Origin of the sequence: Candidatus Palauibacter sp., from assembly GCF_965208055.1 — a bacterium.
Classification (GTDB): domain Bacteria; phylum Gemmatimonadota; class Gemmatimonadetes; order Palauibacterales; family Palauibacteraceae; genus Palauibacter.
In genome coordinates this window covers 3,886,218-3,911,752 of sequence record NZ_CBDBNY010000004.1, presented here as the reverse complement: position 1 = coordinate 3,911,752, position 25,535 = coordinate 3,886,218, and the positions used below count along the sequence as shown (strand labels likewise).

Sequence of the window (25,535 nt, the reverse complement as noted above, 5' to 3'; positions counted from 1 at the left end):
CCGTCTTCAGAGGCTGGGGCACCACCCGGTGCGGATCGATTCCAATCCCCCGTCCGCCAGCCGTGGCTACTTCGTCCAGATCACGACAGCACCGCAGCGAGAATCGGAGCCGGAGAACTCGGCCGGGAGTCCCGCCGCCCCCACGTAGACCTCCAGCCCGGCGATTTCGACCGGCAGGACCAGATTGTTGAGTGGTTCGGGGGGCGCCCTGTTGCTGAAGGGACCGTCTCCTGCGGCGCGACTCCAGCGTTCTTCGCTTCCGCGAACCACGAGGTTCCCGTCGAGGTATACGTTCAGCTGGCACCCCTCATCCGAGAATCCGGTCGAGGCCCTCGTGCTGTACAATCTGCAGCCGTGTCCCTGGAGGCCGCAGTTCGCGAGCCGAACGCCCGGGGCGTCCGCGACCATGTGCGTGATGCGGAGGGGCGCCCGGCGCTCGATGTCCGCCGCCGTGAAGTACGTGCCGTTACCGGTCAAGTCCCCCCAGTACCTGCGTTCGTAGAAGCCGTTGACCTCCAGGCGGCGCGGTCTCGTCGCGGTCGCGACCAGCGGCTCCAACTCCACGGGGTCCGGCGACAGGCCGATGTCGACCTCTGTGGTGAGGCCTCGTGTCACGGTAACCGGGTACGTCAGCGCAGCGTATCCGAGGTGCCGCACCGAGAGTTCGTGCCCCCCGACGGGGAGCCCACTGAGGGCAAAGCGGCCCCGTCCGTCGCTGGCGACCATCTCCGGGCGACCCGTGATGGAGACCGCTGCCGTGGCGACGGGCTGATCGGTCCGTGCATCTCGAACCTGGCCGATGAGCCGCCCGGTTCTCGTCTCTCCGAACAGGAGCCGGAGTTGGACCTCGTGCGCCGCTCCGGGTTCGAACGTGACGACCGCCTCCTCGCTCGATGCATCGCCGAATTCGGCCCACAGCGTGGCCTGCTCGGCGTCCTTGGGGACGCAGAGGAGGAGGTGCCCATCCGAATCGGCGGCTTCGCGCACCGGTCTCCGAACCGCGTCAGCCCAGCGCAAGACGACCGTAGCGCGGGGAACCCGAATAAGCCCGGATTCGTCCCCGACCGTGACGGCGAGCGACGCCCGGTCGCCGCAGTTCTCGTCCCGCTGTTGCGCAACCTGCGAGGAGACGGCGGAATCCGCGCCGACGGCAAGCGCCAGCGCGGTCGATGCCGCCACCGGCAACGAGCGCGATACCGACCGTCGTAGACTCCGCGGTTGGCGCGACGGGAATCTCCGTCCGTCATCGTGAATGGGCATTCTTGCCTCCGGTCTCGCCGGTGCCGGGCGGGAGGCTGCAACCTCGACCGCCAGACGCCGCAGGCGCGTTTCGGTAAACGCAGGTACTTGCTCATACCCTCCATATGCCACGAAGGGGCCAAACGTCACGCCAGCGAAGCGCGAAGCGCGATCCGCCGTTAGACGAACGAGGGTCCTTTTGATCGCTAAGTGGATTTCTGGCAACACAATAGGGGAGCGGATGCTTCGGAAGATGCCATCGGCGAGAGCAGGGCGCCCTCCGCCGATTGGCCAACGTCGACGACGAGATCGCCGTCGGTGCGTGGAGGGTGCGGACATCGACGGAATTCCCCCCGGCCGGCGGCGGCACGCCCCATCGCACGGCGGGCCCGCCCCGGGTGATCGGAGCAGGCCCGCCGTGTGCCTTGCGTGGCTCCGTGGGGAGCCGTCGTGCGCGCGCGTCTAACCGAGACGGATGACGCCGCGCCGGTGGTTACGTCGCATGTCTCTCTCCTTCGGGTTTGTCGTTCGGTACGGAATTCGCACGAAAAAAGGGTGCTCCTGATACATGGATGCCGCAGGCCTGCGAAACCTTACGTTGCGTCGTCAGGCCCGGGCTCCGGGAGTCGGAAACGACCGACCCACGGGCCGGGTTCCGCTCCGCTCGCGTACAGCCACGTATCCGAGTCATCCACGGTGACGGCATGCACCGTTCTGTCCAGGTACAGGGTCTTCGCGAGCTTGCCGTCCCACGTGTAGATCTGCACCTCGTTCGTGGCCCACGGCGTCCCTTCCTCCAAGACCCTCCCGCCGGAGAAGAGGCCGTATACATAGCGCCGCGTCGCCGCCACGTCCGTGAACCCGTACCGGGTCTCGGAGCCCACTGACATCACCGGCTTGTCGCCCCGGGAGTTCCCCCGCTCAAACGAGGGGCGGAAGGGGTCGGGCACCGCGGCGCGAGCGATGAGAACGCCCTCGTAGTCGAAGATCTCCAGTAATCCCCCGAGCAGCGTCGCGGCGGCCAGGCGACCCCCGTCGGGGTGGGCCACCACGCGGCTCTCGTACGCCTGCGCGAGCGTCATTCCGGCTGCTTTCGCATCGGCCGGGAATCCCACGATCGTACGATCGTAGCTGCGGTCGGGACGGTAGCTCGCGACCCGCCCCTCCGTGATCCAGCCCCCGGCGAACCACCGGCCATCCGGGGCGCGGACGAGCGACCCGGCGTTGGGACCATCCATGGAGAGCGTCTGCGGGTCCGTTACGACACCCGCTTCAATCGCGTCCAGGCGCAGCCGGGTCAGGCGCTGATGGAAGCCGTCCAGAATCAACACTTCGCCAGACGCGTTCGGAGCCCCGGGCACGATCTGTTCGGGGTCCTTGAACTCGCCCGGGCCGTCGCCCCTGCGGCCGTAGGAACCGCGGCGACGCAGACTCTCCGGGTCGAACACATGAACGCTCGGATCGAGCATTGCGTCGAGCCCGACGATCCGGTCGCCAACCACTGCGAGATCCACGATCCACCCCAGGGCATCGTCCGAGAACGCGGTCTCGGCGGCGAGCACGACCGGGGGCTCGTGGCCTGGAACCGTGGCTCCATCCGCGGGGCCGCACGCCCAGACCGAGGCGACGACGAGCGGCCAGATCGCCGGGCGGCGCAACAGGGTGCGGGCGGGACGCAGCATGCTATGCGCAGCGCGGCGTGTAGTTGGGTATCTGGATGTCCGGGCACATGCAGTCCATGAGCGGATTCCAGTACCCGCAGCCGCCCTCGGCGCACGCCGCCGTCGACAGTCCCACGCCGAGGGTCGCCTCGGCGTCGCGAGTAACCGGGATGATGGTCATGGCCAGCGCGATCATGGTCGCTGCAAGCAGGCTCCTTCGGGTCATCTTTCGTCTCCTTTTGGGTTGGTATGGAGTCGGGAAAGGCGTGACGCGTTACATCGCGAGCACGAGTGAAATGCGGAGTGCGGTCTCCAGGTCTTCTCCGCGGTGGCGGAGCCTGCCGTTGCCATCCAGGACGAAGTACTGCAACTCGCGCCACGCCCGGAGTTCAGTCCACACCTTGTGGTCCGGGTCGTAGTGGAAGCGGAATTCGGTCCCCGGCTTGTCGCTCGGCGATGGGTCCGGCTGTTCGCTCACCAATACCGTCCCGACTCCTGCCGAATCCAGTCGGTCGGAGTTCAAGCTGAGAAGTGCAAGCGCCTCAGCGGGGACGAGGTCCGGCTGGATGGTGTGGAGGACGAGCGTTACGCCGGGATCCGCCCGAGCGGCACGCACCGCTCGTTCGAGGGTTGTGCCGGCGCCGGTCTCAGTCCTGAGGGGCACGTCCAGGCTGGTGTACTCGTCCAGCAGCCCCGCCAGGACCCGCTCCCGCATGGCCGCCCGCGCCGCAGCGCGTTGGGTATCGGTGAGTCCAGGCGGTCCCGCATCGCCGCCGGCCGAGAGATACGGCTCGAGGGGCGCCACCGGATCCGCCCGCGCCAGCGAAATCAGTTGGGTCGCACGAACCTCGGAACCCAGCGAGCGATGGATCTCGGCGGCGCGCGCGAAAACCCGTGGATCCCATGTCTCCTCGACCGATCGCTCCAATGCGTCGATCCCGCCCGCCAGGTCGCCGTTACCGAGGCGTATGCGGGAAAGGTCGAGGTAGAGGCGCGCGCGGTTCCGCCGAGTCTGCGCCTCGAAGTTGTAACGCGACTCATCGAGGCGACGTGCCGGGCCGACCCAGTCGCGGCTGTCCGAGAGGCGGTCGACGATCCAGCGTTCGGCCAGGTCCCACAGGGCGGGGACGTCCATCAGGTTTCGCGCCACTACCGCATCGGCGCTCGGACCGCGTCCCCAGGAACCGGTCTCGTACCGGTCCAGCCATCGCTCCGTGAGCGTCGGGTCCGCCAACTCGTAGGAGTATCGCAACCCGAGTTGCGCCGTGGCTTCGGCCCCGACGCTCTCCCAGTCGTCTTCGAGCGCAACCAGCTTCTCCTCGGTCGAAATCCGGGAAAGGACGATGTCCTGAATGCGGATCATGGCGGTCGCGCCGTGACGGGGATGGCGCACGCCGAGAACGCTCTGCCAGTAACCGGCAAGGTCCGCGCGGTCGAGAAGTCTCGCGTAGCGGACGAGCGCCTCGATCTCCACCGGCCCCGGATCCCGTTCCCGGGCGGCACGAGCCAGGAGATCGAGACGCGCTGCATGGGTCGATAGCAGGGTGTCGATCGACGCCGGCGGCAGGGCGGCGAGGTCGAAGGAGAGGCGCCAGAACCAGAACAGGGGCTGCTCCGGGAACTCTTCCGAGGCCCGTCGGGCCAGCACGGCGGCCCGGGGGGCGTTGAACTCCAGGGCGGCCAGGATCTGGTAGCGCCGCGATTCCAGGGTCGGGCGCCCGGCCTCGTCGGTCTCGAGATACTCCCAGAACCGGCCGAAATCGGTGTCGACGTGGCTCCCCTCGAGGTCCTCGACCGTGGCGGCCGCGTAGACGGCGCCGGGCGGCAGGTCGACGACCCCGCCGAATCTTCCGGGAGCTTCCCGCCCAAGCTCGATCTCGCTGAAGCCGCCTTCGTTCTGCGAGAATTCGAGCGAGTCGGGAACCCAGTACCGGATCCGCGCGCGCACGCGGCTCTCCGCCGCCAGCGGGGAGATGGTCTCGTAGCGAAGCGTCATCGCTCCGCGGTCGGCCCGTTCCAGCGTCAGCGAACTGGAGCCCGCCATGGCGCGATCCGCGCCGAAGGTGAGGACGAGGGCCGCCGCCATCAGCCCCACCACACCGGCTGCGAGCGCGAGCAACGGCCCTCGCCGCACGGGCTGGCGTTGCTTCAGCGGCAGCCCGAGGATCCGCGTGGCCTCCCGTTCCTCGGGCCAGATTCCGTCGATGGCGTTGCGAGGCGCCAACGGCGTCTGCAGCGCCCTGAGCCCATCGCCGAGCGATCGAATGAACTGGATCTCTCCGCGGCACTTCACGCACGTGCGAAGGTGTGTGCTGACGGCCTCCGACATCGCCGCGTCGAGATCGCCATCGGCAAACGCGCTGAGCGTCGAATAGTCGATATGCATGTCTACGTTTCTCCCAGCGCGGCCCGCAGCGAGGCCCTGGCCCGTGAGAGCCGGACCATGGACGCCGAGGGCGCAATCTCAAGAAATTCGCCTATTTCCTTGTGGGAGTATCCTTCGATTTCCTTCAGAATGACCACCGTCCTGAGCGTGTCCGGCAGGGCGGCCAGAGCCCGCTCCAGCGCGATCGTGTCCAGGATGGGAGGGGGACGGCTCGACAGGTCATGCTCGAAGGGAACTTCGCGACGCCGTCGGCGCGCCCGGATCAACTGCAGGGCCGATCGCGTCGCCACGACGCGCAGCCACGTGCCGAGCGAACTCCTCTGATCGAACGTCTCAAGGGCGCCGGGCAACTGGACGAAGACGTTCTGCAGCACGTCCTTCGCATCGGCGGATGAGTCGGTAAGACGGTACGCGACGGCGAACACCGTGTCCGAATGCTCCTCGTACAGAGCGTGGAGAGCCTCGGGATCCCCGGACGCGGCCCGTCGGACCAGCCGCCCCTCTCGATTTACCTCGATCACCACAGGTTCATCAGCGTCTCTTCCCGACTCCTTTCGTCACTTCCGTGCCCGGATGCATGGCCAGATTCGTCGACGCATGTCCGGCCTGTATTCCCTTGATGCCGCGAGGCGGAGAAACCTTACAAGGGCAGGATCCCCGATGGCCGCCGGGCGACGACCGGGATCAGGCGGGACGGGACGGAGTCGGGCCTACTTCGTCCAGATCACGACGGCGCCGCAGCGGGCGTCGGAGCCGGAGAACTCCGCAGGGAGCGACGCGGCTCCTCTGTACACCTCGATCCCCGCGATCTCGACGGGCAGGACGAAATCGTTGATCGACTCGGGCGGGCGGCCCCAGCGGGCTTCGCTCTCCCGAACCACGAGGTTGCCGTCCAGGTACACGTTCATGAGACACCCCCCGGACGCGAATCCCGTCGACCCCCTGGAACTGTACAGCTTGCATCCGTATCCGCGGAGCGTGCAGTCCGCGAGCCGGACCCCGGGTGCGTCCGCGATCATATGCGTGATACGGACGGGATTGCGCCGCTCGATGTCCTGGGCCGTGAAGAAGGTGCCGCCGCCGACCTGCTCTCCCCAGTACTTGCGTTCGTAGAACCCCTTGATCTCCAGCCGGCGGGGTCGCGTGGCCGTGGCCACGAGCGGCTCGAGTTCCACCGGGTCCGGCGACAGCCGCGCATCGACTTCGGTGGTGTGGCCCCGCGTGACGGTCACCGAGTGCGTCAGCGGCGCGAACCCGATGTGCCGGAACGAGAGTTCGTGCTCGCCGACCGGCAGCCCGCTGAGCACGAACCGGCCCGTCCGGTTGCTTTGCGCGACGTCGGCACGGCTCGCGACCGAGATCTCGGCGGCGGCCACGGGCCGGTGGGTCCGGGCATCACGCACCTGGCCTACGACACGTCCCGTCGTCGTCTCCCCGAACAGAAGCCCGAGTTGGATCTCATGTGCAGCCCCCGGTTCGAGGGCAACCACGGCCTCTTCGCTCGAAGCGTCGCCGAACTCTGCCCACAACGTGGCCTGCGAGACGTCCCTGGGAACGCAGACGAGGAGCCGGCCGTCGCCATCCACTTCCTCGCGCACGGGCCTGCGGACCGCATCCGTCCACCGCAGCACGACCGTGGCCCCGGGGATCGGAATCAGCCCCGAGTCGTCCGTCACCGTGATGGCCAGCGAGGCCCGCTCCCCGCACTCTTCGTCCTGCGATGGCAGGGCCTGAAGCGACGCGGCCGGATCGGCGCCGAAGGCAAGAAGCGCCGCTATCGAGGTTGCGCCGAGGAGCAAGCGACGGGTCGTCGGCTGCATGATCTTCTTCTCCCTTTCCCGCGTTGCACGCGCCGAAGGTGCTACTTGGTCCAGATCACGATGGCGCCACAGCGTGTATCGGAGCCGCCGAACTCGGCCGGTAGCGATGCCGGGCCCTTGTATATCTCGACGCCGCCGATCTCGATGGGCAGCACGACGGAGTCGATCGGAATCTCGCTCACATCGACATTGTCGAGGAAGGTCTTGATGTAGCAGCCATCGCCGGAGAACCCGGCCGAGAATCTCGTACTTTGGAACTTCCCGCCTGGTCCCAACCTGATTCCAGACATGTCGGCGATCATGTGACTGATGCGCTGCGGCCGACGACGCTCAATGTCGGCTTCGGTGAAAAACGTGCCTCCGCTCACGAGTTCACCCCACAGCTTTCGCTCATAGAACCCCTTGATCTCCAGGCGGCGAGATCTCGTCACGGTCGCGACGAGCGGCTCCATTTCAACCGGCGTGGGCACCAGCCCGATCCGGACTTCCGTGGTGAGCCCGCGCGTCACCGTCACAGGGTGGCCAAGGGAGGCGTAGCCAATGCGTCGCACCTCCAACTCGTGTTGCCCTTCGGGGACGCCGGACAGAATGAACCCGCCACGCCGGTTGCTCTCTGCCTGCCTGGCACGACCCCGAACCGATACGGCGGCGGTGGCGACCGGATCACCAGTCGCGCCATCGTAAACCCGGCCGATGATTCGCCCCGAACGGACCGTCCCCATGAGGACCCGGAGTTCCAGCTCACGTACTTCCCCGGGTTCGAGGGCGATGACCGCCTGCTCGCTCGACGCGTCTCCGAACTCGGCCCAGACCGTCGCCTCCTTTGCGTCACGAGGGACGCAAAGGAAGAAGCTGCCCTGCGTATCGGCGGCTTCACGCACCGGCCTGCGCCTTGCCTCATTCCAGCGGAGAACCACGGTGGCGCCCGGCAGGGGGATGGTCCCGGATTCGTCCAGCACCGCGACGCGAAGCGAAGCCCGGTCGCCGCAGTTCTCCAGCGGTAGTTCCGGAGCCTGCAGGGCCGAAATCGGACCGGCCCCGACGGCGAGCGCGAGAACGGCGAGTCGTGTTCGCCTCATTTCGTCCAGATCACGACGGCACCGCAGCGCGCGGCGGACCCCCCGAACTCCGCCGGCAGCGTGGCCGGGCCCTTGTACACTTCGACAGCGGCGATCTGCGACGCCGGAATCCCTGTCCACGCGCCGCCCGACGCAAACCCATCGACGATAATCGACATCCTGCACGTCAAGCTTCCGAACCCCTGGCCCATGCGCCGGTTGCGCCCCTTCCAGGTAATCCCGGGTACGTTGCTCACCACCAGGTAGCGGACGTTGCTGGGTCGCCAGCGCTCGATGTACTCGGGCGAGAAGAAGTAACCGTTCCCGGTCAACTCACCCCAGTACTTCCGCTCATAGAACCCCTTGATCTCGAGCCGGCGCAGTCGCGCGACGGTGGCTACGATCGGCTCCATCTCGACGGGCGTCGGTACCAGACCGATGTCCACTTCGGTCGTGATATCCTCCATCACCTCGATCGGATAACGGAGCGTGGCGTAGCCGAGGCGTCGCAGCACCAGTTCACGCGCGCCGGGCCGCAGGTCGCCTAGGACGAAATGGCCCTGTCGGTTGCTCGCGGACTCGTGCGCGTGACCGGACACGGATACGGCAGCCGTGGCCACGGGACGCTCCGTCATCGCGTCATAGACTCGTCCGATGAGGCGCCCTCGGCGGGGAGCGGTCAGGAGCACTCGGAGTTCGACCTCCCGCGCCTCTCCAGGCGCCAGAGCCACGGAGGCCTGCTCGCTCGATTCGTCGCCCATCTCCGCCCACACCGTCACACTTCGGGCCTCGGCGGGGGCGCAGAGAAAGAAGCGGCCGTCCGGCCCGGCCCTCTCCCGCAGCGGGCTCTCCTCCACGTCGGACCAGTAGAGCACCACCATCGCCCCGGGCAGGGCGATCGCGCCGGACTCATCAAGGATCGTGACCTGAAGAGACGGGCGTTCCCCGCACGTCTCCTCCTGCCCCAGCACGGGTTTGGGCGAAGCCCCGAGGAGAAGGACAAGGGAAACGACAGCCACAGGTTTGGCTCCGACCATGGTGCGCGCTTTCGTCGAGGTTCGTGGCACGGAGGTTCGCGGCACACTCGAACGCGAGGCTCGGCCCCAAGACGGCGCGACTGGGAACAACGTCACATCAGCGGTTCGAGACCCTAGCTAGCTAGTGGTAGAAGACGTTCACCAGGGCGAGGGGAACCGCCGGCACGTACGTGACGAGGAGGAGGACCGCGACGAGGACGGCAATGAAGCGGAGGTTGACCTTGCTCACCTCCCAGATGTCCGCCTTGGCGACGGAACAGGCGGTCACGAGCACGCTCGCCACCGGCGGCGTCTGCTGGCCGATGCCGAGGTTGAGGGTGACGATGAGCCCGAAGTGTACGGGGTCGATCCCCGCCGCGCGCACGAGCGGAGGCGTTCGGCGCCGACGGCCAGACGCCGGAGGTCCTCCGCGCGATCCCCAACCTCGAGATCGAAGCGATCCCCGCCGGCTGCTACGGCATGGCCGGTTCCTTCGGCGACGAGACGGAGCACGCAGAGGTCTCCCGCCACGTCGTCACCGTCCTCGACATCGCAGCCGATCTGCGGCGGCAGCCGGTGGATGCGGCGGTGGGGCGGCTGAGGGCGTTGCACGACCGCGGCAGGCTCTCAGTGGCGGAGATCCTCACCACATCGGCCGCCAGAAGTGGATTCCCGACGGAAGACAGTTCGACGCTACTTCGTCCAGACCACGACGACTCCGCAACGGGAACTCGATCCGCCGAACTCGGCCGAGAGCGACGCCGGACCCTTGTACACTATCCCTCCCACTTGGTTCGTCACCACATGATCGACACGACTGGACCGCCACCTTTCGATGTCAGCGGCGGTGATGAACGTGCCCAGACCCAGCAGTTCGCTCCAATGCCTGCGCTCGTAGAACCCCTTGATCTCCAAGCGCCTTGACCGCGTCCCCGTCGCCACCAGCGGCTCCATCTCCACCGAGAATCCGAAGCCGGATCTCGCGATCCGCCTCGGCTGCGAGTCCGATCAGGACCGCCTGTCCGCTCGAATCTTCCCCGAATTCAGCCCACAGCACCGCCCGCGTCGCATCCCGCGGAACGCATACAACGATGCGGCCATTAGCATCGACCGCCTCCCGGAGCGGCATCCGCTCCGCGTCGGTCCAGCGTAGGACCACGGTGGCCCCGGGCAACACCACCGCACCGGACTCGTCCAGGATTACGACAAGACCGACGGCCCATTCGGTCACTCGCCGCTCCGTCGCGAGCCAGTCTCTTCTCTTCGCCGGACTCGATCATTCGTGGGCTATTTGGTCCAGATGGCGACGACGCCGCACCCGGAGTCCGAACCGCTGAACTCCCCGGGAAGGGATGCAGGTCCCCGGTATATCTCGAGCCCCGCGATTTCGACCGGCCTCACAACGCTGTCAGGTCCTCCCTTTCCGATGTTAACGCCATCGACCCAGACGCTCATCTCACAGCCACCGGGTACGAACCTCGAGGAGCCCCGCCTGTTCAGCAGCTTGCAACTGGACTGCCTTAGACCGCAGTCCAGGTAGATTCCCATCTCGTCGGCAATCATGTGCGAGATGAGAACCGGCCTGCGGCGCTCGATGTCGGCGGCGGTGAAGAAGGTGCCCCCGCTGACGAGTTCGCCCCAGTATTTTCGCTCTAGAACCCCTTGACCTCCAGCCGGCGGGACCTTGCCGCCGTGGCCACGATCGGCGCCATCTCCACGGGCTCCGGGACCAGCCCGACCTCGACCTCCGTCGTGATGCCGCGCGACACCGTCACTTCGTGGGCAAGGGGCGCGTACCCCAGATGCCGCACCGAAAGCTCGTGGACGCCCACCGGGACGCCGCTCAGGATGAACCGCCCCATTCGGTTGGTCTCGGCCACCTCGGCCCGGCCCTGAACCGACACCGCCGCCGCCGCGACGGGGTTCTCCGTGAGAGCATCGCGCACCTCGCCGATCAGGCGCCCCGTACGCAGCTCGCCCAGGTGCAGCAGGAGTCTCGCCTCGCGCGACGCCCCGGCGGCGATGGGAACCACCGCCTCGTCGCTCGACGCATCCCCGAACTCGGCCCACACCGTGGCCCGTCGGGCGTCGCGCGGGGCGCACAGGACAAGTTGCCCGTCGGGTCCGGCGTCCTCGCGCACCGGCCTTCGCGCGCTCTCCGTCTCGGTCCAGCGCAGCACGACCGTCGCCCCGGGAATCGGAACTGAGCCGGACTGGTCGAGGACCACTACCCGGAGCACACCGCGCGCGCCGCAATCCGGCTCCTGGCCCGTCAGATCCGCGCCCCCGGCGGCCAATAGCCCGAGCACCGCAACGGCCTTCCGGTATGACCGAAGGAAGTCGGAGCATCTACGCGAACATCTCATTCAATCCCCTCCGCCACGGCCTTCCGGCGGGATTACTTCGTCCAGATGGCGACGACGCCGCACCCGGAGTCCGAACCGCTGAACTCCCCGGGAAGGGATGCAGGTCCCCGGTATATCTCGAGCCCCGCGATTTCGACCGGCTTCACGAAGTCGTCAATCGTGTCCCCTTCTCGTACGCGCAGTCTCGTGCCGTCAAGCACGATGCCCATCAGGCAGCCGCCCGGCTCGAACCCGGACGTCCCCCGAGCGTTGACGAGTCTGCATTTTGTACGCCGAAGGCCGCACTCCAGACGGATCCCCGGCGCGTCGGCGATCATGTGCGAGATGAGCACGGGGTTGCGACGCTCAATCTCGGCGGCGGTGAAGAACATGCCTCCGCTGACGAGTTCGCCCCAGTATTTTCGCTCGTAGAACCCCTTGACCTCCAGCCGGCGGGACCTTGCCGCCGTGGCCACGATCGGCGCCATCTCCACGGGCTCCGGAACCAGCCCGACCTCGACCTCCGTCGTGATGCCGCGCGACACCGTCACTTCGTGGGCAAGGGGCGCATACCCCAGATGCCGCACCGAAAGCTCGTGGACGCCCACCGGGACGCCGCTCAGGATGAACCGCCCCATTCGGTTGGTCTCGGCCACCTCGGCCCGGCCCTGAACCGACACCGCCGCCGCCGCGACGGGGTTCTCCGTGAGAGCGTCGCGCACCTCGCCGATCAGGCGCCCCGTACGCAGCTCGCCCAGGTGCAGCAGGAGTCTCGCCTCGCGCGACGCCCCGGCGGCGATGGGAACCACCGCCTCGTCGCTCGACGCATCCCCGAACTCGGCCCACACCGTGGCCAGCCGGGCGTCGCGCGGGGCGCACAGGACGAGTTGCCCGTCGGGTCCGGCGTCCTCGCGCACCGGCCTTCGCGCGCTTTCCGCCTCGGTCCAGCGCAGGACGACCGTCGCCCCGGGGATCGGAACCGAGCCGGACTGGTCGAGCACCACCACCCGGAGCACGCCGCGCGCACCGCAGTCCGGCTCCTGGCCCGTCAGATCCGCGCCCCCGGCGGCCAACAACCCGAGCACCGTAACGAGCGTCCGGTATGACCGAAGCAAATTGAAGCATCTACTTGAACGTCTCACTCCAACCCGCATGGTCTTCTTGCCCCTTTCCCGCGTTGCACGCGCCGAAGCGGATGTCTCCATCCTTGTTGATGGGGCCGGGCGAAGAAACGTCACATCAGCGGTTCGAGACGCTAGTGGTAGAAGACGTTCACCAGGGCGAGAGGGATCGCCGGCACGTACGTGACCAGCAGGAGGACCGCGACGAGAACGGCGATGAAGCGGAGGTTGACCTTGCTCACCTCCCAGATGTCCGCCTTGGCGACCGAACAGGCGGTCACGAGCACGCTCGCCACCGGCGGCGTCTGCTGGCCGATCCCGAGGTTGAGGGTGACGATGAGCCCGAAGTGTACGGGGTCGATCCCGGCCGCGCGCACGAGCGGCATCACGATGGGCACGACGAGGATGATCGCCGCGGCCGAGTGCAGGAAGAGGCCGATGACGAGGAAGAAGACGTTGAGCAGCGCGAGGATGAGCCACTTGTTCTCGGTGAACCCCATGATCCCGGCCGCGACCTGCTGCGGCAGCCGCTGTTCGGTGAGGTAGTCGCCGAGCAGGGCGGAGGTCGCGACGAGGAGCATGACGACGGCCGTCTGCACGCCGCCCTCCAGCATCGCCTCGCGCAGGTGGGCGAGGTCGAGTTCGCGGTAGATGAGCCCGCCCACGACGAGCGACGCGATGACGGCGAGCCCCGCCCCCTCGGTCGCCGTGACCCAGCCGCTGAAGATCCCGCCCAGGATGATCGCGGGCAGGAGAAGCGCCCACCCCGCCTCGCGCGCCGTCGTCCACACGCGGCGGAGTTCGAACCGTCCCTCCACGGGGAAGTCGTGGCGGCGGGCGTAGAGCCAGGCCGCGAACATGAGGAGCAGGCCGCCGAGCACCCCGGGCACGATGCCGGCGACGAACAGTTCGACGACCGAGGCCTCCGCCATGACGCCGTACAGGATCATGGGGATGGACGGGGGGATGATGACGGCGAGCGTGGCCGAGGAAGACATCACGGCCGCGGCGAACGGGGTCCGGTAGCCGCGTTTCTTCATGGCCGGGATGAGGATGGAGCCGAGGGCGGCCACGTCGGCCACGGCCGAGCCCGAGATCTCCGCGAAGAAGAGCGAGGCGGAGATGCCGACCATCGAGAGGCCGCCGCGGATGAACCCGACGAGCGCGGAGGCGAAGGCGATGAGCCGGCGCGAGATGCCGGTCGCGTTCATGATCGCGCCCGCGAGGATGAAGAGGGGGATCGCGATGAGCGGGAAGGAGGTCGCCCCGTCGAACAGGACGAGGCCCGCGTTCGGGAGCATGGCGACGCCGCCCGAGGCGAGCATGGCGACGAGCGCCACGATTCCGAGCGCGACCGCAATCGGGACGCCGAGGGCGATGAGGATCAGCAGGCCGACGAAGAGGATGAGGAACGTCACGGCTCGTCCTCCCCGGTCGCCTCGCCGGCCGTTTCACCGGCCGAGACCGTCTCGTCGGAGCGGGCGGTCTCCGGGGAAAGCGCGTCCCTCAGCCCCAGAAGCTGGGCGACGATGAAGAGGACGGCGCCGATGGGGATCACGGACTGCGCCAGCGCGGCGGGCACGGAGGGCAGGCTCACGAGCGTGGTCCCCTCGAGCACGCGGACGACCTGCCAACCCGACCATGCGACGGCGGCGAAGAAGGCGATGATCGCGCCCTCGGCCACGAGCACGACGGCGACCCGCGCGCGCCCGGTCAGGCGCTGGGCCAGCGTGGGCACGCCGATGTGCGCCCGGCGCAGCGCCGCGAGCGCCGCCCCGTAGTAGGTGAGCCACGCGAGGAGGATCGACGCCACCTCGTCGTACCAGACCAGCGCCGCTCCCGCCTTCCGGAACCCGACCCCCACCACGACGACCACGGCGAGCGACGCCAGCAGGACGAGCACCGCTCCCTCGAGGAAGCGCCGAACGCCCGTCCTCAGCATGACCCGGCTATGAGTCCGCCTCCGGGGCTCCGGCCTCGCGCGCCCTGTCGATGAGGGACTGTCCACCTTCGACGGTCGCGGCGAACTCCTCGTACACGGGCTCGCTGGCGGACTCGAAGCGCGCCGGGTCCGCCGCGTTGATCTCCATCTCCGTGGCCTCCAACTCGGCGAGCAACTCCTCGTCCATGCGCGCCGCCGTCTCGTACACGAAGGCCTGCATCTCGCGCGCGATCGCCTCCACCTCGGTGCGAACGTCCTCCGGGTGACGCTCCCACGGCCCCGCCCCCGTCGTGACGAAGGCGGGGCTGTACACGTGTCCGGTCAGGGAAAGGTAGTCCTGCACCTCGTGCAGCTTGGAACTCGTCACCTGCGTGAGCGGGTTCTCCTGCCCGTCCATCACCCCCGTCTGGAGGGCGACGAAGACTTCGGAGAAGGGCATCGGCGTCGGGTTCGCGCCCAGCGCCTGGAAGAGCTTCACGCGCCACACGCCGCGGGGCGTGCGAAGCTTGATCCCGCTCAGGTCCTCGGGGCCGTGGATGGGCCGCCGGGAGTTCGTGATGTGACGGAATCCGTTCTCCCACACCGCGAGGACCCTGTAACCGGCCTCCTCCGCCCGGGGCGCGAGTTCGGGCCACACCACGGCCTCCTCGATCCGCTTCATGTGCTCGCGGTCGCGGACGAGGTACGGCATCTCGAACAGGCCGAAGGCGTCGACCATCGAGGACATGATCGTGGAGGGGATGGACATGTCGAGCGTGCCGAGCCGCAGCCGCTGGAGCATCGCGTCGTCGCCGCCGAGTTGGCTCGCGCCGTAGACGTGGAGTTCGGCCCGGCCGGCGAGCCGTTCGTTCACGCGGCGCGCGAACTCGTTGGCCGTCACGTCGTAGAGCGAGCCGGGGGAACCGACGTGGCCCAGGGAGAGTTCGACGACCCCCGCTTCCCCGCCCTCTCCCGCGCACCCGAAGGAGATGAGCGCCGCGGCGACCGACGCGACGACCGACCCGGCGGCGACCGACGCGCGGGCGAGCCCCGGCGTCCGGCCCAGGGGCCGCTTCATGCCCCGGCCAGGAAGTCGGCGGCGGCCGCCAGACCGCCGGGTTCGTGCGCGATGCCGCTCGTCTTCAGTCCCATCTCCACCCCGGCCAGCGCTCCCATCAGCGTGAGTTCGTTCAGGTCCCCGAGGTGCCCGATCCGGAACACCTTCCCCTTGAGGGAGCCGAGACCCGTCCCCAGCGACATGTCGAAGCGTCCGAGCACGGCGAGACGGAACGCTTCGGCGTCCTCCCCGTCCCCCACCATCACGGTCGTCCCGGCGCTCGACACCGCCGTCGGGTCCTCACAGTAGTTGCGCAGACCCCAGGCGGCGACGGCCCGGCGTGTGGCCTCGGCATGGCGGGCGTGGCGGGCGAAGGTGGCTTCGGCGCCCTCTTCCCGCAGCATCGCGAGCGAAGCTTCGAGCCCGTAGAGGAGCGTCGTGGGCGGCGTGTAGGGGAAGTAGCCGCCCTCGTTGTCGCGCAGCATCGCCGTCCAGTCGAAGTATGAGCGCGGGGTCCCGGGGCCGGCGCGGTGGCGGGCGAGCGCCTTCTCGCTCACGGCGCAGAACCCGAGGCCCGGGGGGAGCATGAGTCCCTTCTGGGACCCGCACACGGTGACGTCCACGCCCCACTCCGCCTGCCGGTACGGCGTGGCGGCGAGCGAGGAGACGGCGTCGACCATGAGGAGCGCCGGGTGGCGGGTCTCATCGAGCGCGGCGCGGACGGCGGCGATGTCGCTGGTGACGCCCGTCGAGGTCTCGTTGTGGACGACGAGCACCGCGCGGATCCGCCGCTCGGTGTCGTCCGCGAGCCACGCCGCGATTCTCTCCGGATCCGCGGGGCGCCGCCAGTCCGCGTCGATGACCTCCACCCGCAGGCCGAGGGCCCGTCCCACCTCTCCCCACTTCGAGGCGAAGAACCCGTTGTTCCAGAGGAGGACGCGGTCGCCGGGGGAAAGGACGTTGGCGAGGGCGCTCTCCCAGCACCCGGTCGCGGAGGAGGGGAAGATGAAGACGTGCGCGGGATCCCCGAACACCCATTTCAAGCCGTCGAACAAACCGAGCACCATCTCCCCGAACCCGGGTCCGCGGTGGTCGATGACGGACCGGTTCATGGCCCGGAATACGCGCCCGGGCACCGGGGTCGGGCCCGGAAGCTGGAGGAAGTGTCTGCCGCTGCGGTAGGTCAAGGGTGGCTCGCTCTTGTCAGGTCGGGGCTTCCGCCGATACAACTTGGCTCGTGACCCGCCCAATCTCTCACGACCGCGCCGCTTCGCAACGGCCCCGGTCCGGATTCGCCGCTCCGTCCGAGGTTCGGCTCGAAGCTCGACTTCGGGCGGGCCTCCGGGGAGAGGTCCGGTTCGACCGTTTCACGCGCGGGCTGTACAGCACGGATGCGTCGATCTACCAGGTGGAGCCGCTGGGGGTCGTGTTCCCGGAATCCGCCGGCGACGTGCGGCGGGCGGTGGAGACGGCGGGCGAGCACGGGACTTCGGTGGTCGTGCGCGGGGCGGGGACGTCGCAGAGCGGCCAGTCGATCGGCCGCGGCGTGGTCCTCGACACGAGCCGGGGGCTGGACGGGGTCCTCGATTTCGATCCGGACGCCCGGCGCGTGGTGGTCGAGCCGGGGATCGTGCTGGACCGGTTGAACGCGTTCCTGCGGCCGCACGGGCTCTTCTTCCCGATCGACGTGGCGACGGCGAGCCGCGCCACGCTGGGGGGCATGGCCGGCAACAACAGCGCCGGGTCGAGGTCGGTGCGGTACGGCCACATGGTCGAGCACGTCCGCGGCATCGAAGCGATGCTCGCCGATGGCCGGCGGGCCGAGTTCCACCGCGACACCATGCCCGGCGGGGTACCCGGTGCGGCGCCGGGGGCGGCGATCCGTGCGGCGCCCGGGGGCGGCCTCGGAGCCGACATGCGGGCGCTCTACAGGCGCGAGGCCGACGAGCTGGCGCGGCGGGTTCCGGACGTTCCGCGGCATGTGGCCGGCTATGCGCTGCACCGTCTGGGCCGGGAGGGCTCCGGACTGTCGGACCTTCTCGTGGGCTCGGAGGGGACGCTCGCGCTCTTCACCGCGCTCGAACTCGACCTCCAGCCCATTCCGGCCGTGCGCGCGCTCGGCGTGTGTCGCTTCGACGGCACCCGCGCGGCGCTGGCCGCGGTTCCGGCGATCGTCGCGCTCGAACCGACGGCGGTGGAACTGTTCGACGCGACCGTGCTCGGGCTGGCCGCGCGGATGCCGAGTTTCGAGAGCGTGCTTCGACAGCTCGGGGAGGACGGGAGCGGCCGGCCGCGCGACATCCTCGTGGTCGAGTTCGCCGGGGACGACCCGGAGCGGGTCTCGGCCTCCCTCTCGCGGCTCGAGTCCGTGCTGGGCGGGATCGCCGTGGGCGTCACGCGCGCGGAATCCCCCGCCTTCCAGGCCCGCATCTGGGCGCTGCGCAAGGCCGGCCTCAACATTTCGATGTCCCGACCCGCGGCGCGCAAGCCGCTCGCCTTCATCGAGGACTGCGCGATCCCGCTCGAACGGCTGCCGGAGTGGCATCGCCGACTGACGGAGATCATCGACCGCCACGCGACCCACGCGGTGTGGTACGCGCACGCGTCGGTCGGCTGTCTCCACGTGCGGCCGGCGCTGGACCTGCGGGAGGGAGACGACGTGGAGCGGTTGCGCGCGATCGCAGTAGACGCCTTCGCGCTCGCGGGTGAACTGGGGGGATCCCACTCCGGCGAGCACGGGGACGGCTGGATCCGCTCGGAGTTCCTTGAGCCGATGCTCGGCGCGCGCCTCGTCTCCGTCTTCGGAGAGATCAAGCGCCGCTTCGATCCCGAGGACCGGCTGAATCCGGGAAAGATCGTCGACCCGCCCCGCATGAACGACGCCTCGCTCCTGCGCGCCCGCTACGGGCTCGAGACCCGGAAGCTCCCGACGGCGCTCGACTGGGAGAAGTGGGGGGGATTCTCGCCCGCGGTCGACATGTGCAACAACAACGGAACGTGCCTCAAGCGGAGCCCCGGGGTGATGTGCCCGTCCTTCCGCGCCACGAGCGACGAACGTCATTCCACGCGGGGGCGCGCCAACGCCCTGCGGCTGGCGCTCTCGGGGCAGTTGGGGGAGGACCCGTGGACGTCGCCGGAGCTGTACGAGGCGATGGACCTCTGCCTGGGCTGCAAGGGGTGCCGGCGCGAATGTCCGACCGGGGTCGACATGGCGCGCATGAAGGTGGAGTTCCTGCACCGCCTGCGCGCCGAGCAACCGCTCTCGCCCCGGGACCGCGCGTTCGCGTATCTCCCCCGCTACGCGCCGCTCGTCTCCCGTATCGCACCGCTCGCCAACCTCCGGAACCGGATTCCCGCCCTCGCGCGTCTCGGAGAGCGCATGGGGGGCCTGGCGGCCGACCGGCCTCTCCCGCGCTGGTCGTCGCGGCCGTTCGCGGACCCGTCGCGGCGGTTCGCGGCTCGTACCCGGCCTTCCGCGGCGGCGCACGGGCCGAGGGTCGCGCTCTTCGTCGACACCTTCACGCGCTACTTCGAGCCGGAGAACGCCCGCGCCACCGTTCGTGTGCTGGCGCGCGCGGGCTATCGGGTGGAGGAGGCGGTCACGGCGGGCCGGCCGCTCTGTTGCGGGCGCACGTTCCTCAACGCGGGTCTCGTCGAGGAGGCGCGGGCCGAACTCGACCGCACCGTCCGCGCGCTGGGCCGGTTCGTTGCGCGCGGGATTCCGGTGGTGGGACTCGAACCGTCGTGTCTCCTCACGCTGCGCGATGAACTGCCCGCGCTGGATTCGGGCCCCGCGGCGGCGGAGGTGGCCGCGCGCGCCCGGCTGCTCACCGAATGGCTCGTCGAGTCATGCGCGCTCGAGCAGCTCGAACTGGCCCCCCTCCCCGTCCGGCGAGTCCGCGTCCACGGCCACTGCCACGAGAAGGCGTTCGGCGCGGACGGCCCGACGCTGGAGGTCCTCAGGGCGATCCCCGACCTCGAGGTTGAAGCGATTCCCGCCGGCTGCTGCGGCATGGCGGGCTCCTTCGGTTACGAGACGGAACACGCGGAGGTCTCCCGCCGCGTCGCCGAACTCGAACTCCTCCCCGCCGTCCGCGCTCTCGCGGACGACGAATGGCTCGTGGCCAACGGCACGAGCTGCCGCCACCAGGTCGCCGACCTCGCCGACGCCAGAGGACGCCACGTCGCGACCGTGCTCGACATCGCGGCCGATCTACGGCGGCAGTCGATGGAGATTCTCGCTTTTCGCGATGAAGGCCGCCGTTAGCCGCCGGCGGCCTTCATCGCCTCGAGCCGGGGCTTGAGCGGCGGCGGGATCTCGATGCCCTGCCAGTCGAGGCTGCCGTGCTCGCGGCGGGCGCAGACGACGGTCCAGTCGCTGCGAGCCACGACTTCCCGTCCCCCTGAGCGTTCGACCGTGAAGTCTGCGGAGTAGCGGATGGCCTTGCGGCGCACCTCTCGCACGCGGAGCCTCACGTCCACCTCGTCGCCGTAGCGGACGGCGCCCAGGTAATCGCACGAGACGGAGACGCGCGGCATCCCGAACACGGAGTCCTCGCTCCAGCGGTAGCCGACGAAGTCCAGCGACCGGTAGAGGGCGTGCTCGGCCTCCTCCATGAAGCGGAGGAGCGCCGTGAAGTGGATCAGGTTCGCGGTGTCCGTATCCGCGAACTCGACCCTGCGCCTGTAGACGAACCCGGAAGCCATGCGACAACCTATCACCCCTTCCGACCCCGGAGGTCTGGTGTCGATCGAACCGAGACACATCACGATCGAGCGGCGCATGCGATTCGCCGTTCTCGAGCCGCACGAGCGGCCACTGACCGAGATCTGGTTCGCCCTGCACGGGTACAACCAGCTCGCCCACCGCTTCCTGCGTTATTTCCGGCCGATCCACGCCGGCGCCCGGTGCATCGTCGCTCCGGAGGGCCTGCACCGGCAGTACATCGACCACGAGTCGCGCAAGGTGGGCGCCTCGTGGATGACGAGCGAAGACCGTCTCACGGACATCGAGGACTACGTCGGCTACCTCGACCGGCTCCACGCGCACGTGCTCGCCGAGGAGTCACGAAGGACGGCGGGTGGGGCGGCGCGCCCGCGGATCGTGGGACTCGGGTTCTCGCAGGGCGTCCACACCCTGTGCCGCTGGCTCGCGTTCGGCCGCGCCCGCATCGACCGGGCCATCCTGTGGGGCTCGACGGTGCCGCCCGACCTCGACCTGAGCGAGCACGGCGACACGCTCTCCGCCGCCGACCTCCACCTCGTCGTGGGCGAGGCGGACGAGTACTTCGATCGGGCCGCCATCGAAGCCCACGAGGCGCGGCTACGGGCGGCGCGCGTCGACTTCACCTCCCACATCTACGCAGGTGGACACCGGCTGGACGCCGGAGTCCTGCGGCGCCTCGCCAAGTCCTGAGAGGCGGGATAAGACGTTCCCGCGGGAACGCCTGCTTCGGCCAGTTGCCCAACTGGCGGGGTTCCCGCGGGAGGTCCCGGGTCAGGACTCCGAGCTCCGGTCCACGCGCCGGCGATGGCGGCGGGCGTCGAGGCGGTGGAGGAGGAGGGGGCTCACGAGGCCCGATGTCGTGCCGCCGATGAGGGCGAGGATCCCGACGGGGCCGGGGTTCGAGAACATCGGGGCGCCGATCTGCGTGTTCATCCACATCCCGAGCACCGCGAACACGATCGCGCCGACGACGAAGCCGAGCCAGGTGAGCCGGATCACCGGACGCCGCCGCGGGCTTCTATGAGCCGCCGTCCCCGCCGCCGCTGCCGGGCAGGCCGATGGTCGCGATGCACTCGATTTCCACGCGCGCATCCAGCACCAGGCCGGCCACCGCCAACGCGCTGCGCGCCGGCCGATGGTTGGGGAAGAACTCCGTGTAGGTGCGGCTCATGTCGCCGAAATCCGCGATGTCTGCCAGGAAGACGGTGCACTTCACGACCTCGTCCATCGACGAGCCGTAGCGCTCGAGCGCGTCCGCGATGTTCCGCATCGTCTGCTGCGTCTCGGGGATGATCCCGCCCTCGACGAGTCCCTCGCCGGGCACCGTCCCGAGCTTGCCGGAGAGGTAGAGGACGTTCCCGACCCGGACGGCCTCGGAGAAGGGCGAGTTGGGCCGTCCGCCCAGGTACTCGACGGAGTGCATCATCTCCGCCATCTCGGCGTGTTCCTGCGCCGCGAGCGGCGTCGCCGGCGTCAGAGCCGTCCCGAGCGCAAGGGCCGCGCCCAGCGCGAGCGTCGTGCCGAACAACTGTTTCCCTGTCATCCGTCCTCCTTCCAGGGACCGCCGGGGGCCCTGTGGGTCATGGGGTGATGCGGGTCATCATGCGGGGGAAGGCGATCGTCTCGCGCAGGTGATCGATCCCGCACATCCACGTCACCGTGCGCTCGATTCCGAGTCCGAACCCGCTGTGTGTGAAGGTCCCGTATTTTCGCAGATCCAGGTACCAGTCATAGGACGCCTCCGGGAGCCCTTCCTCGCGGATGCGGGCGAGCAGCTTGTCGTGGTCGTCCTCCCGCTGGCTGCCGCCGATGATCTCGCCATATCCCTCGGGCGCGAGGAGGTCGTTGCACTTCACCGTACGCGGGTCCTCGGGGTTCTCCTTCATGTAGAAGGCCTTGACCCCCTTCGGATAGTCGAACACGAAGAGCGGTTTGTCCCGGCCCTCGACGAGCAGCGTCTCGGCCGTCGCGCCCAGATCCGCACCCCATTCGATGTCGCTCCCCTTCGACTGCAGGAGGGCGACGGCGTCGGTGTAGCTGATCCGGTCGAACGGAGGCTGGATGGCCTCGAGTTTCGAGATGTCGCGGCCCAGCGCCTCGAGCTGGTCGCGCTGGTTGTAGAGGACGCGCTTCACGATCCAGCAGATGAAGCTCTCCTGGAGCGCCATGTTCCCCTCGGAGTCGATCCAGGCGGCTTCGGGTTCCACCATCCAGAACTCGGTCAGGTGCCGGCGCGTCTTCGATTTCTCGGCCCGGAAGGTTGGGCCGAAGCAGTACACCTTGCCCAGCGCCGCCGCGGCGGCCTCCACGTAGAGTTGGCCCGTCTGCGCGAGGTACGCGGTGCCGAGATCGAAATACTCCGTCTCGAACAGGGTGCCCGCCGACTCGCCGATGGCGCCGGTGAGGATGGGGGTGTCGACGTGAATGAACCCCTCATGGTGGAGGTAGTCGTGGATCGCCCGGATCACTTCGTCGCGGATGCGCATGATCGCGATCTGCCGCGGGCTCCGGAGCCAGAGGTGGCGGTTCTCCAGGAGGAAATCGACCCCGTGCTCCTTGGGCTGGATCGGGAAGTCGGTCGATGGCCCCAGCACCTCCAGGCCCGACCCGGTCAGTTCGACGCCGGAGGGAGCGCGGGCATCGGCGCGCACGAGCCCGGTCACCGAGACGCACGCCTCGTGCCCCACCGTGGCCAGCCGTTCCCACGCCTCGGGCGGGAGCTCGCCCCGGACGAAGACGCACTGGACCTCGTCCGTGCCGTCGCGAAGCACGAGGAAGGAGATCTTGCCGCTGGAGCGGAGGCGCCGGACCCAGCCGCGGAGACGGACTTCATCTCCGATGCGGGCCGGCAGTTCGCGTATGGTGACGGTGTGTTCAGACATGTGCGGCGACAAGTTGCGGTGCCCTTCCGGGCGGGGCAAACGCGGCTGCCGGGGCGCCGGCCGGAGCGCGGGCCGGAGCGCGGGCCGGAGCGCGGGCCGGGGCGACTGCCGGAGCGCGCGCCGGGTCAGCCGACGTGGTAGAGCGCCTCCCGCTGGGCGTAGCGGAGATCGAGTTCGTGGCGGAACCGGCGGTGGGCCGGCTTCGAGAGCCCGGGGTCGGCGGCGACGATGGCGCGGGCCCGTCGGCGTCCGGCATCCAGCAGGTCGTGGTCGCGGTCCAGTTGCGCGAACTTCAGGAGCACGGCGCCGTGCTGTTCCTTGCCGAAGAGGTCGCCCTGGCCGCGGATCCTGAGGTCTTCCTCGGCGAGTTCGAAGCCGTTGGTCTTCTTCTCGAAGGCGACGAGCCGCTCCGACGGCGTCTCGGAGGCGTGGAAGACGATGCAGTAGGACTGCTCGGCGCCCCGCCCAACGCGTCCCCGCAGTTGATGGAGCTGCGCGAGGCCGAAACGCTCCGCGTCCTCGATCATCATCACGGTCGCGTTGGGCACGTCGATGCCCACCTCGATGACCGTGGTCGCGACCAGGAGGTTCGTGTCGCCCGCGAGGAAGCTCCGCATGACCTCGTCCTTCTCCGCGGAGGAGAGACGCCCGTGCAGGAGCCGCACGGCCGCGTCCGGGAAACGGGCCTCGAGCTGCTCGAACATGACCGTGGCGGCGCGGGCCTCGAGAACCTCGGACTCCTCGACGAGCGGGTAGACGACGTACGCCTGGCGGCCCGCCGCGAGCTGGTCGCCGAGGAAGTCGAACGCGGCATCGCGGCTCTCGGCGCCGCGCACCGCGGTTCGGATCGGCCGCCGGCCCGGGGGAAGTTCGTCGATGATGGAGAGGTCGAGGTCGCCGTAGAGAACGAGGGCGAGGCTGCGGGGGATCGGCGTCGCGGACATCACGAGGGCGTCGGGGGCCTCGCCGCTCTCCCGAAGCCGGCGGCGCTGTTCCACGCCGAAGCGGTGCTGTTCGTCGATGACGACGAGCCCCGGTGACGCGAAGTCGACGCCCTCCTGGATCAGCGCGTGCGTGCCGACGACGAGGCGGGCGTCGCCGGCGGCGATTCGCGCCAGGGCCCGCTGTCGCGCCTTCCCGGTGACGGAGCCGGTCAGGAGCACGGGCTCCACGCCGAGCGGCGCGAGCATCTCCACGAACGTGCGCTGGTGCTGCTCCGCCAGCAGTTCCGTCGGGGCCATGATCGCCGCCTGCCGCCCCGCCTCGACCGCCTTGAGCATGGCGAGCGCGGCCACGACCGTCTTCCCGCTCCCGACATCCCCCTGCAGCAAGCGGTTCATCGGCGCGGGGCGGGCCATGTCGGCTTCGATCTCGGACCAGGCGCGGCGCTGGGCCGCGGTGAGTTCGAAGGGGAGGGCGTTCAGGAGCGAACGGGTGAGCGTGGCCGGAGCGTCGAAGGCGATGCCGCGGACTTCGTGCCGGAGACGCGCGCGGGCTCGGGCGTGGAGAAGCTGGAGGAAGAAGAGTTCCTCGAAGGCGAGGCGCCGCTGGCAGCGCTCGACCTGGGCGACGGCGGACGGGCGGTGCAGCGTGCGAAGGGCTTCCGGGAGCGGGGGGAGGCGGAGTTCCTCGAGCCAGTCGCCGGGAATCGGGTCTTCGTCTCCGAGGTCGCAGAGGAGACCGGCGAGGTTCAGTTCGATGACGGCGCGGATCTGCCGGTGCGTGAGCCCCTCGGTGGCGGCGTAGACGGGGAACACCCGCCCCGCGGCGGGCCGCTCCCCGGAGGGACGCTCCCCGGAGGCCGCCGGCTCCGCGGATCTGTCTCCGGAGGGCGCGGACGGCCCGGCGGATCCGTCGCCGGAGGCGCCTCTCTCGTCGGAGGCCTGCGCGAGCACGACGTGTTCGCGCGGCTGGAGTTGTCGGCCGTGGTAGAAGCGCACGGGTCCGGAGGCGAGCAGCAGGTCGCCCTTGTCGATCGTCCGGTCGAGCCACGGGCGTCCCGGCCAGGCGCATTCGATGTGGCCGCTCCCGTCCCGGATCACGGCACGGAAGACGCGCAGCCGGCGGCGCGTGGGGATGACGCCCTTCGAGACCACGCGCCCGATGACCGTCGCATCCTGGCCGACCTTCAGTTCGGAGATCGCGTCGACGGTGGTCGCGTCCTCATACCGGTACGGAAGGTGGTAGAGAAGATCCTGACCCGTGTGCACGTCGATCTTCGCGAAGCGCTCCGCCCGGCGAGGGCCGACGCCCTTCAGGTACTGCACGGACCCCTTCAGGATGGAGCGCGCGGGCGTCACCGG

At 69.2% G+C, this 25,535-nt stretch carries 23 protein-coding genes and 1 pseudogene; 2 read left to right on the top strand and 22 right to left on the bottom strand.

Annotation, left to right across the window (positions count from 1 at the left end):
- Positions 1–66 precede the first annotated feature (66 nt).
- The 17 genes and pseudogenes from ACOGXI_RS17175 to ACOGXI_RS17095 form a co-directional block, all read right to left on the bottom strand.
- On the bottom strand, positions 67–1,179 hold the full coding sequence (locus ACOGXI_RS17175; protein WP_419940025.1) for a carboxypeptidase regulatory-like domain-containing protein: 1,113 nt from the start codon (positions 1,177–1,179) through the stop codon (positions 67–69).
- A gap of 653 nt (positions 1,180–1,832) precedes the next feature.
- Entirely contained in the window at positions 1,833–2,921 is a 1,089-nt protein-coding gene (locus tag ACOGXI_RS17170; protein ID WP_419940024.1) for a BF3164 family lipoprotein, read from the bottom strand.
- A 1-nt stretch (position 2,922) separates the two neighbouring features.
- Positions 2,923–3,126: a hypothetical protein gene (locus ACOGXI_RS17165; protein ID WP_419940023.1), complete on the bottom strand. Its 204-nt coding sequence runs from the start codon at positions 3,124–3,126 to the stop codon at positions 2,923–2,925.
- A 48-nt stretch (positions 3,127–3,174) separates the two neighbouring features.
- Positions 3,175–5,286, bottom strand: a complete 2,112-nt coding sequence (locus tag ACOGXI_RS17160; RefSeq protein ID WP_419940022.1) for an anti-sigma factor family protein — start codon at positions 5,284–5,286, stop codon at positions 3,175–3,177.
- A 2-nt stretch (positions 5,287–5,288) separates the two neighbouring features.
- A complete protein-coding gene (locus tag ACOGXI_RS17155; protein ID WP_419940021.1) occupies positions 5,289–5,807 on the bottom strand; it encodes an RNA polymerase sigma factor in 519 nt (172 codons plus the stop codon).
- A 189-nt stretch (positions 5,808–5,996) separates the two neighbouring features.
- Positions 5,997–7,106 carry a carboxypeptidase regulatory-like domain-containing protein gene (locus ACOGXI_RS17150; RefSeq protein ID WP_419940020.1) on the bottom strand — a complete coding sequence of 370 codons (1,110 nt, stop codon included), beginning with the start codon at positions 7,104–7,106 and terminating at the stop codon, positions 5,997–5,999.
- A gap of 41 nt (positions 7,107–7,147) precedes the next feature.
- Entirely contained in the window at positions 7,148–8,185 is a 1,038-nt protein-coding gene (locus tag ACOGXI_RS17145) for a carboxypeptidase regulatory-like domain-containing protein (RefSeq protein WP_419940019.1), read from the bottom strand.
- The gene (locus ACOGXI_RS17140) at positions 8,182–9,183 is read right to left on the bottom strand and encodes a carboxypeptidase regulatory-like domain-containing protein (RefSeq protein WP_419940018.1); all 1,002 of its coding nucleotides are present in this window, start codon (positions 9,181–9,183) and stop codon (positions 8,182–8,184) included. Before ACOGXI_RS17140 ends, ACOGXI_RS17145 begins: the two co-directional genes overlap by 4 nt.
- Positions 9,184–9,322: 139 nt before the next feature.
- Positions 9,323–9,571, bottom strand: a pseudogene (locus ACOGXI_RS17135) (TRAP transporter large permease subunit); the annotation flags it as partial.
- Between the two features lie 302 nt (positions 9,572–9,873).
- Positions 9,874–10,134, bottom strand: coding sequence for a hypothetical protein (locus ACOGXI_RS17130; protein ID WP_419940017.1), 261 nt, complete (start codon positions 10,132–10,134; stop codon positions 9,874–9,876).
- Between the two features lie 333 nt (positions 10,135–10,467).
- Positions 10,468–10,743, bottom strand: a complete 276-nt coding sequence (locus tag ACOGXI_RS17125; RefSeq protein ID WP_419940016.1) for a hypothetical protein — start codon at positions 10,741–10,743, stop codon at positions 10,468–10,470.
- 89 nt (positions 10,744–10,832) lie between these two features.
- The gene (locus ACOGXI_RS17120) at positions 10,833–11,489 is read right to left on the bottom strand and encodes a carboxypeptidase regulatory-like domain-containing protein (protein ID WP_419940015.1); all 657 of its coding nucleotides are present in this window, start codon (positions 11,487–11,489) and stop codon (positions 10,833–10,835) included.
- 89 nt (positions 11,490–11,578) lie between these two features.
- Complete coding sequence (locus ACOGXI_RS17115; protein WP_419940014.1) at positions 11,579–12,640, bottom strand: carboxypeptidase regulatory-like domain-containing protein; 1,062 nt, start codon at positions 12,638–12,640, stop codon at positions 11,579–11,581.
- Between the two features lie 140 nt (positions 12,641–12,780).
- On the bottom strand, positions 12,781–14,064 hold the full coding sequence (locus ACOGXI_RS17110; protein ID WP_419940013.1) for a TRAP transporter large permease: 1,284 nt from the start codon (positions 14,062–14,064) through the stop codon (positions 12,781–12,783).
- Positions 14,061–14,588, bottom strand: a complete 528-nt coding sequence (locus ACOGXI_RS17105; protein WP_419940012.1) for a TRAP transporter small permease — start codon at positions 14,586–14,588, stop codon at positions 14,061–14,063. Before ACOGXI_RS17105 ends, ACOGXI_RS17110 begins: the two co-directional genes overlap by 4 nt.
- Before the next feature lie 7 nt (positions 14,589–14,595).
- Complete coding sequence (locus ACOGXI_RS17100; RefSeq protein WP_419940011.1) at positions 14,596–15,645, bottom strand: TRAP transporter substrate-binding protein; 1,050 nt, start codon at positions 15,643–15,645, stop codon at positions 14,596–14,598.
- Entirely contained in the window at positions 15,642–16,811 is a 1,170-nt protein-coding gene (locus ACOGXI_RS17095) for a pyridoxal-phosphate-dependent aminotransferase family protein (protein ID WP_419940010.1), read from the bottom strand. The genes ACOGXI_RS17100 and ACOGXI_RS17095 overlap by 4 nt, the downstream gene beginning before the upstream one ends.
- 50 nt (positions 16,812–16,861) lie before the next feature.
- Here ACOGXI_RS17095 and ACOGXI_RS17090 point away from each other — a divergent pair, with 50 nt between their 5' ends.
- The gene (locus ACOGXI_RS17090) at positions 16,862–19,891 is read left to right on the top strand and encodes an FAD-binding and (Fe-S)-binding domain-containing protein (protein WP_419940009.1); all 3,030 of its coding nucleotides are present in this window, start codon (positions 16,862–16,864) and stop codon (positions 19,889–19,891) included.
- On the opposite strand, the gene ACOGXI_RS17085 is transcribed toward ACOGXI_RS17090, so the two are convergent.
- A complete protein-coding gene (locus ACOGXI_RS17085; RefSeq protein ID WP_419940008.1) occupies positions 19,888–20,331 on the bottom strand; it encodes an acyl-CoA thioesterase in 444 nt (147 codons plus the stop codon). The two genes, ACOGXI_RS17090 and ACOGXI_RS17085, sit on opposite strands and share 4 nt — an antisense overlap.
- A gap of 37 nt (positions 20,332–20,368) precedes the next feature.
- Here ACOGXI_RS17085 and ACOGXI_RS17080 point away from each other — a divergent pair, with 37 nt between their 5' ends.
- A complete protein-coding gene (locus ACOGXI_RS17080) occupies positions 20,369–21,040 on the top strand; it encodes an alpha/beta hydrolase (protein ID WP_419940007.1) in 672 nt (223 codons plus the stop codon).
- An 81-nt stretch (positions 21,041–21,121) separates the two neighbouring features.
- Here ACOGXI_RS17080 and ACOGXI_RS17075 read toward each other — a convergent pair whose 3' ends face one another.
- The 4 genes from ACOGXI_RS17075 to recG form a co-directional block, all read right to left on the bottom strand.
- Positions 21,122–21,349 (bottom strand): hypothetical protein, encoded by a 228-nt coding sequence (locus tag ACOGXI_RS17075; RefSeq protein ID WP_419940006.1) that lies wholly within the window; start codon positions 21,347–21,349, stop codon positions 21,122–21,124.
- A gap of 19 nt (positions 21,350–21,368) precedes the next feature.
- A complete protein-coding gene (locus ACOGXI_RS17070; RefSeq protein ID WP_419940005.1) occupies positions 21,369–21,893 on the bottom strand; it encodes a RidA family protein in 525 nt (174 codons plus the stop codon).
- Between the two features lie 37 nt (positions 21,894–21,930).
- A complete protein-coding gene (gene asnS / locus ACOGXI_RS17065; RefSeq protein WP_419940004.1) occupies positions 21,931–23,232 on the bottom strand; it encodes an asparagine--tRNA ligase in 1,302 nt (433 codons plus the stop codon).
- A 125-nt stretch (positions 23,233–23,357) separates the two neighbouring features.
- Positions 23,358–25,532 (bottom strand): ATP-dependent DNA helicase RecG, encoded by a 2,175-nt coding sequence (gene recG, locus ACOGXI_RS17060; protein ID WP_419940003.1) that lies wholly within the window; start codon positions 25,530–25,532, stop codon positions 23,358–23,360.
- Positions 25,533–25,535 lie beyond the last annotated feature (3 nt).

Bases quoted from the DNA above. Each gene is read 5' to 3' on its own strand.
- ACOGXI_RS17170 (WP_419940024.1), bottom strand. From the start codon at position 2,921: ATGCTGCGTCCCGCCCGCACCCTGTTGCGCCGCCCGGCGATCTGGCCG.
- ACOGXI_RS17165 (WP_419940023.1), bottom strand. From the start codon at position 3,126: ATGACCCGAAGGAGCCTGCTTGCAGCGACCATGATCGCGCTGGCCATG.
- ACOGXI_RS17160 (WP_419940022.1), bottom strand. From the start codon at position 5,286: ATGCATATCGACTATTCGACGCTCAGCGCGTTTGCCGATGGCGATCTC.
- ACOGXI_RS17150 (WP_419940020.1), bottom strand. From the start codon at position 7,106: ATGCAGCCGACGACCCGTCGCTTGCTCCTCGGCGCAACCTCGATAGCG.
- ACOGXI_RS17145 (WP_419940019.1), bottom strand. From the start codon at position 8,185: ATGAGGCGAACACGACTCGCCGTTCTCGCGCTCGCCGTCGGGGCCGGT.
- ACOGXI_RS17130 (WP_419940017.1), bottom strand. From the start codon at position 10,134: ATGGAGCCGCTGGTGGCGACGGGGACGCGGTCAAGGCGCTTGGAGATC.
- ACOGXI_RS17125 (WP_419940016.1), bottom strand. From the start codon at position 10,743: ATGATTGCCGACGAGATGGGAATCTACCTGGACTGCGGTCTAAGGCAG.
- ACOGXI_RS17105 (WP_419940012.1), bottom strand. From the start codon at position 14,588: ATGCTGAGGACGGGCGTTCGGCGCTTCCTCGAGGGAGCGGTGCTCGTC.
- ACOGXI_RS17100 (WP_419940011.1), bottom strand. From the start codon at position 15,645: ATGAAGCGGCCCCTGGGCCGGACGCCGGGGCTCGCCCGCGCGTCGGTC.
- ACOGXI_RS17085 (WP_419940008.1), bottom strand. From the start codon at position 20,331: ATGGCTTCCGGGTTCGTCTACAGGCGCAGGGTCGAGTTCGCGGATACG.
- ACOGXI_RS17070 (WP_419940005.1), bottom strand. From the start codon at position 21,893: ATGACAGGGAAACAGTTGTTCGGCACGACGCTCGCGCTGGGCGCGGCC.
- asnS (WP_419940004.1), bottom strand. From the start codon at position 23,232: ATGTCTGAACACACCGTCACCATACGCGAACTGCCGGCCCGCATCGGA.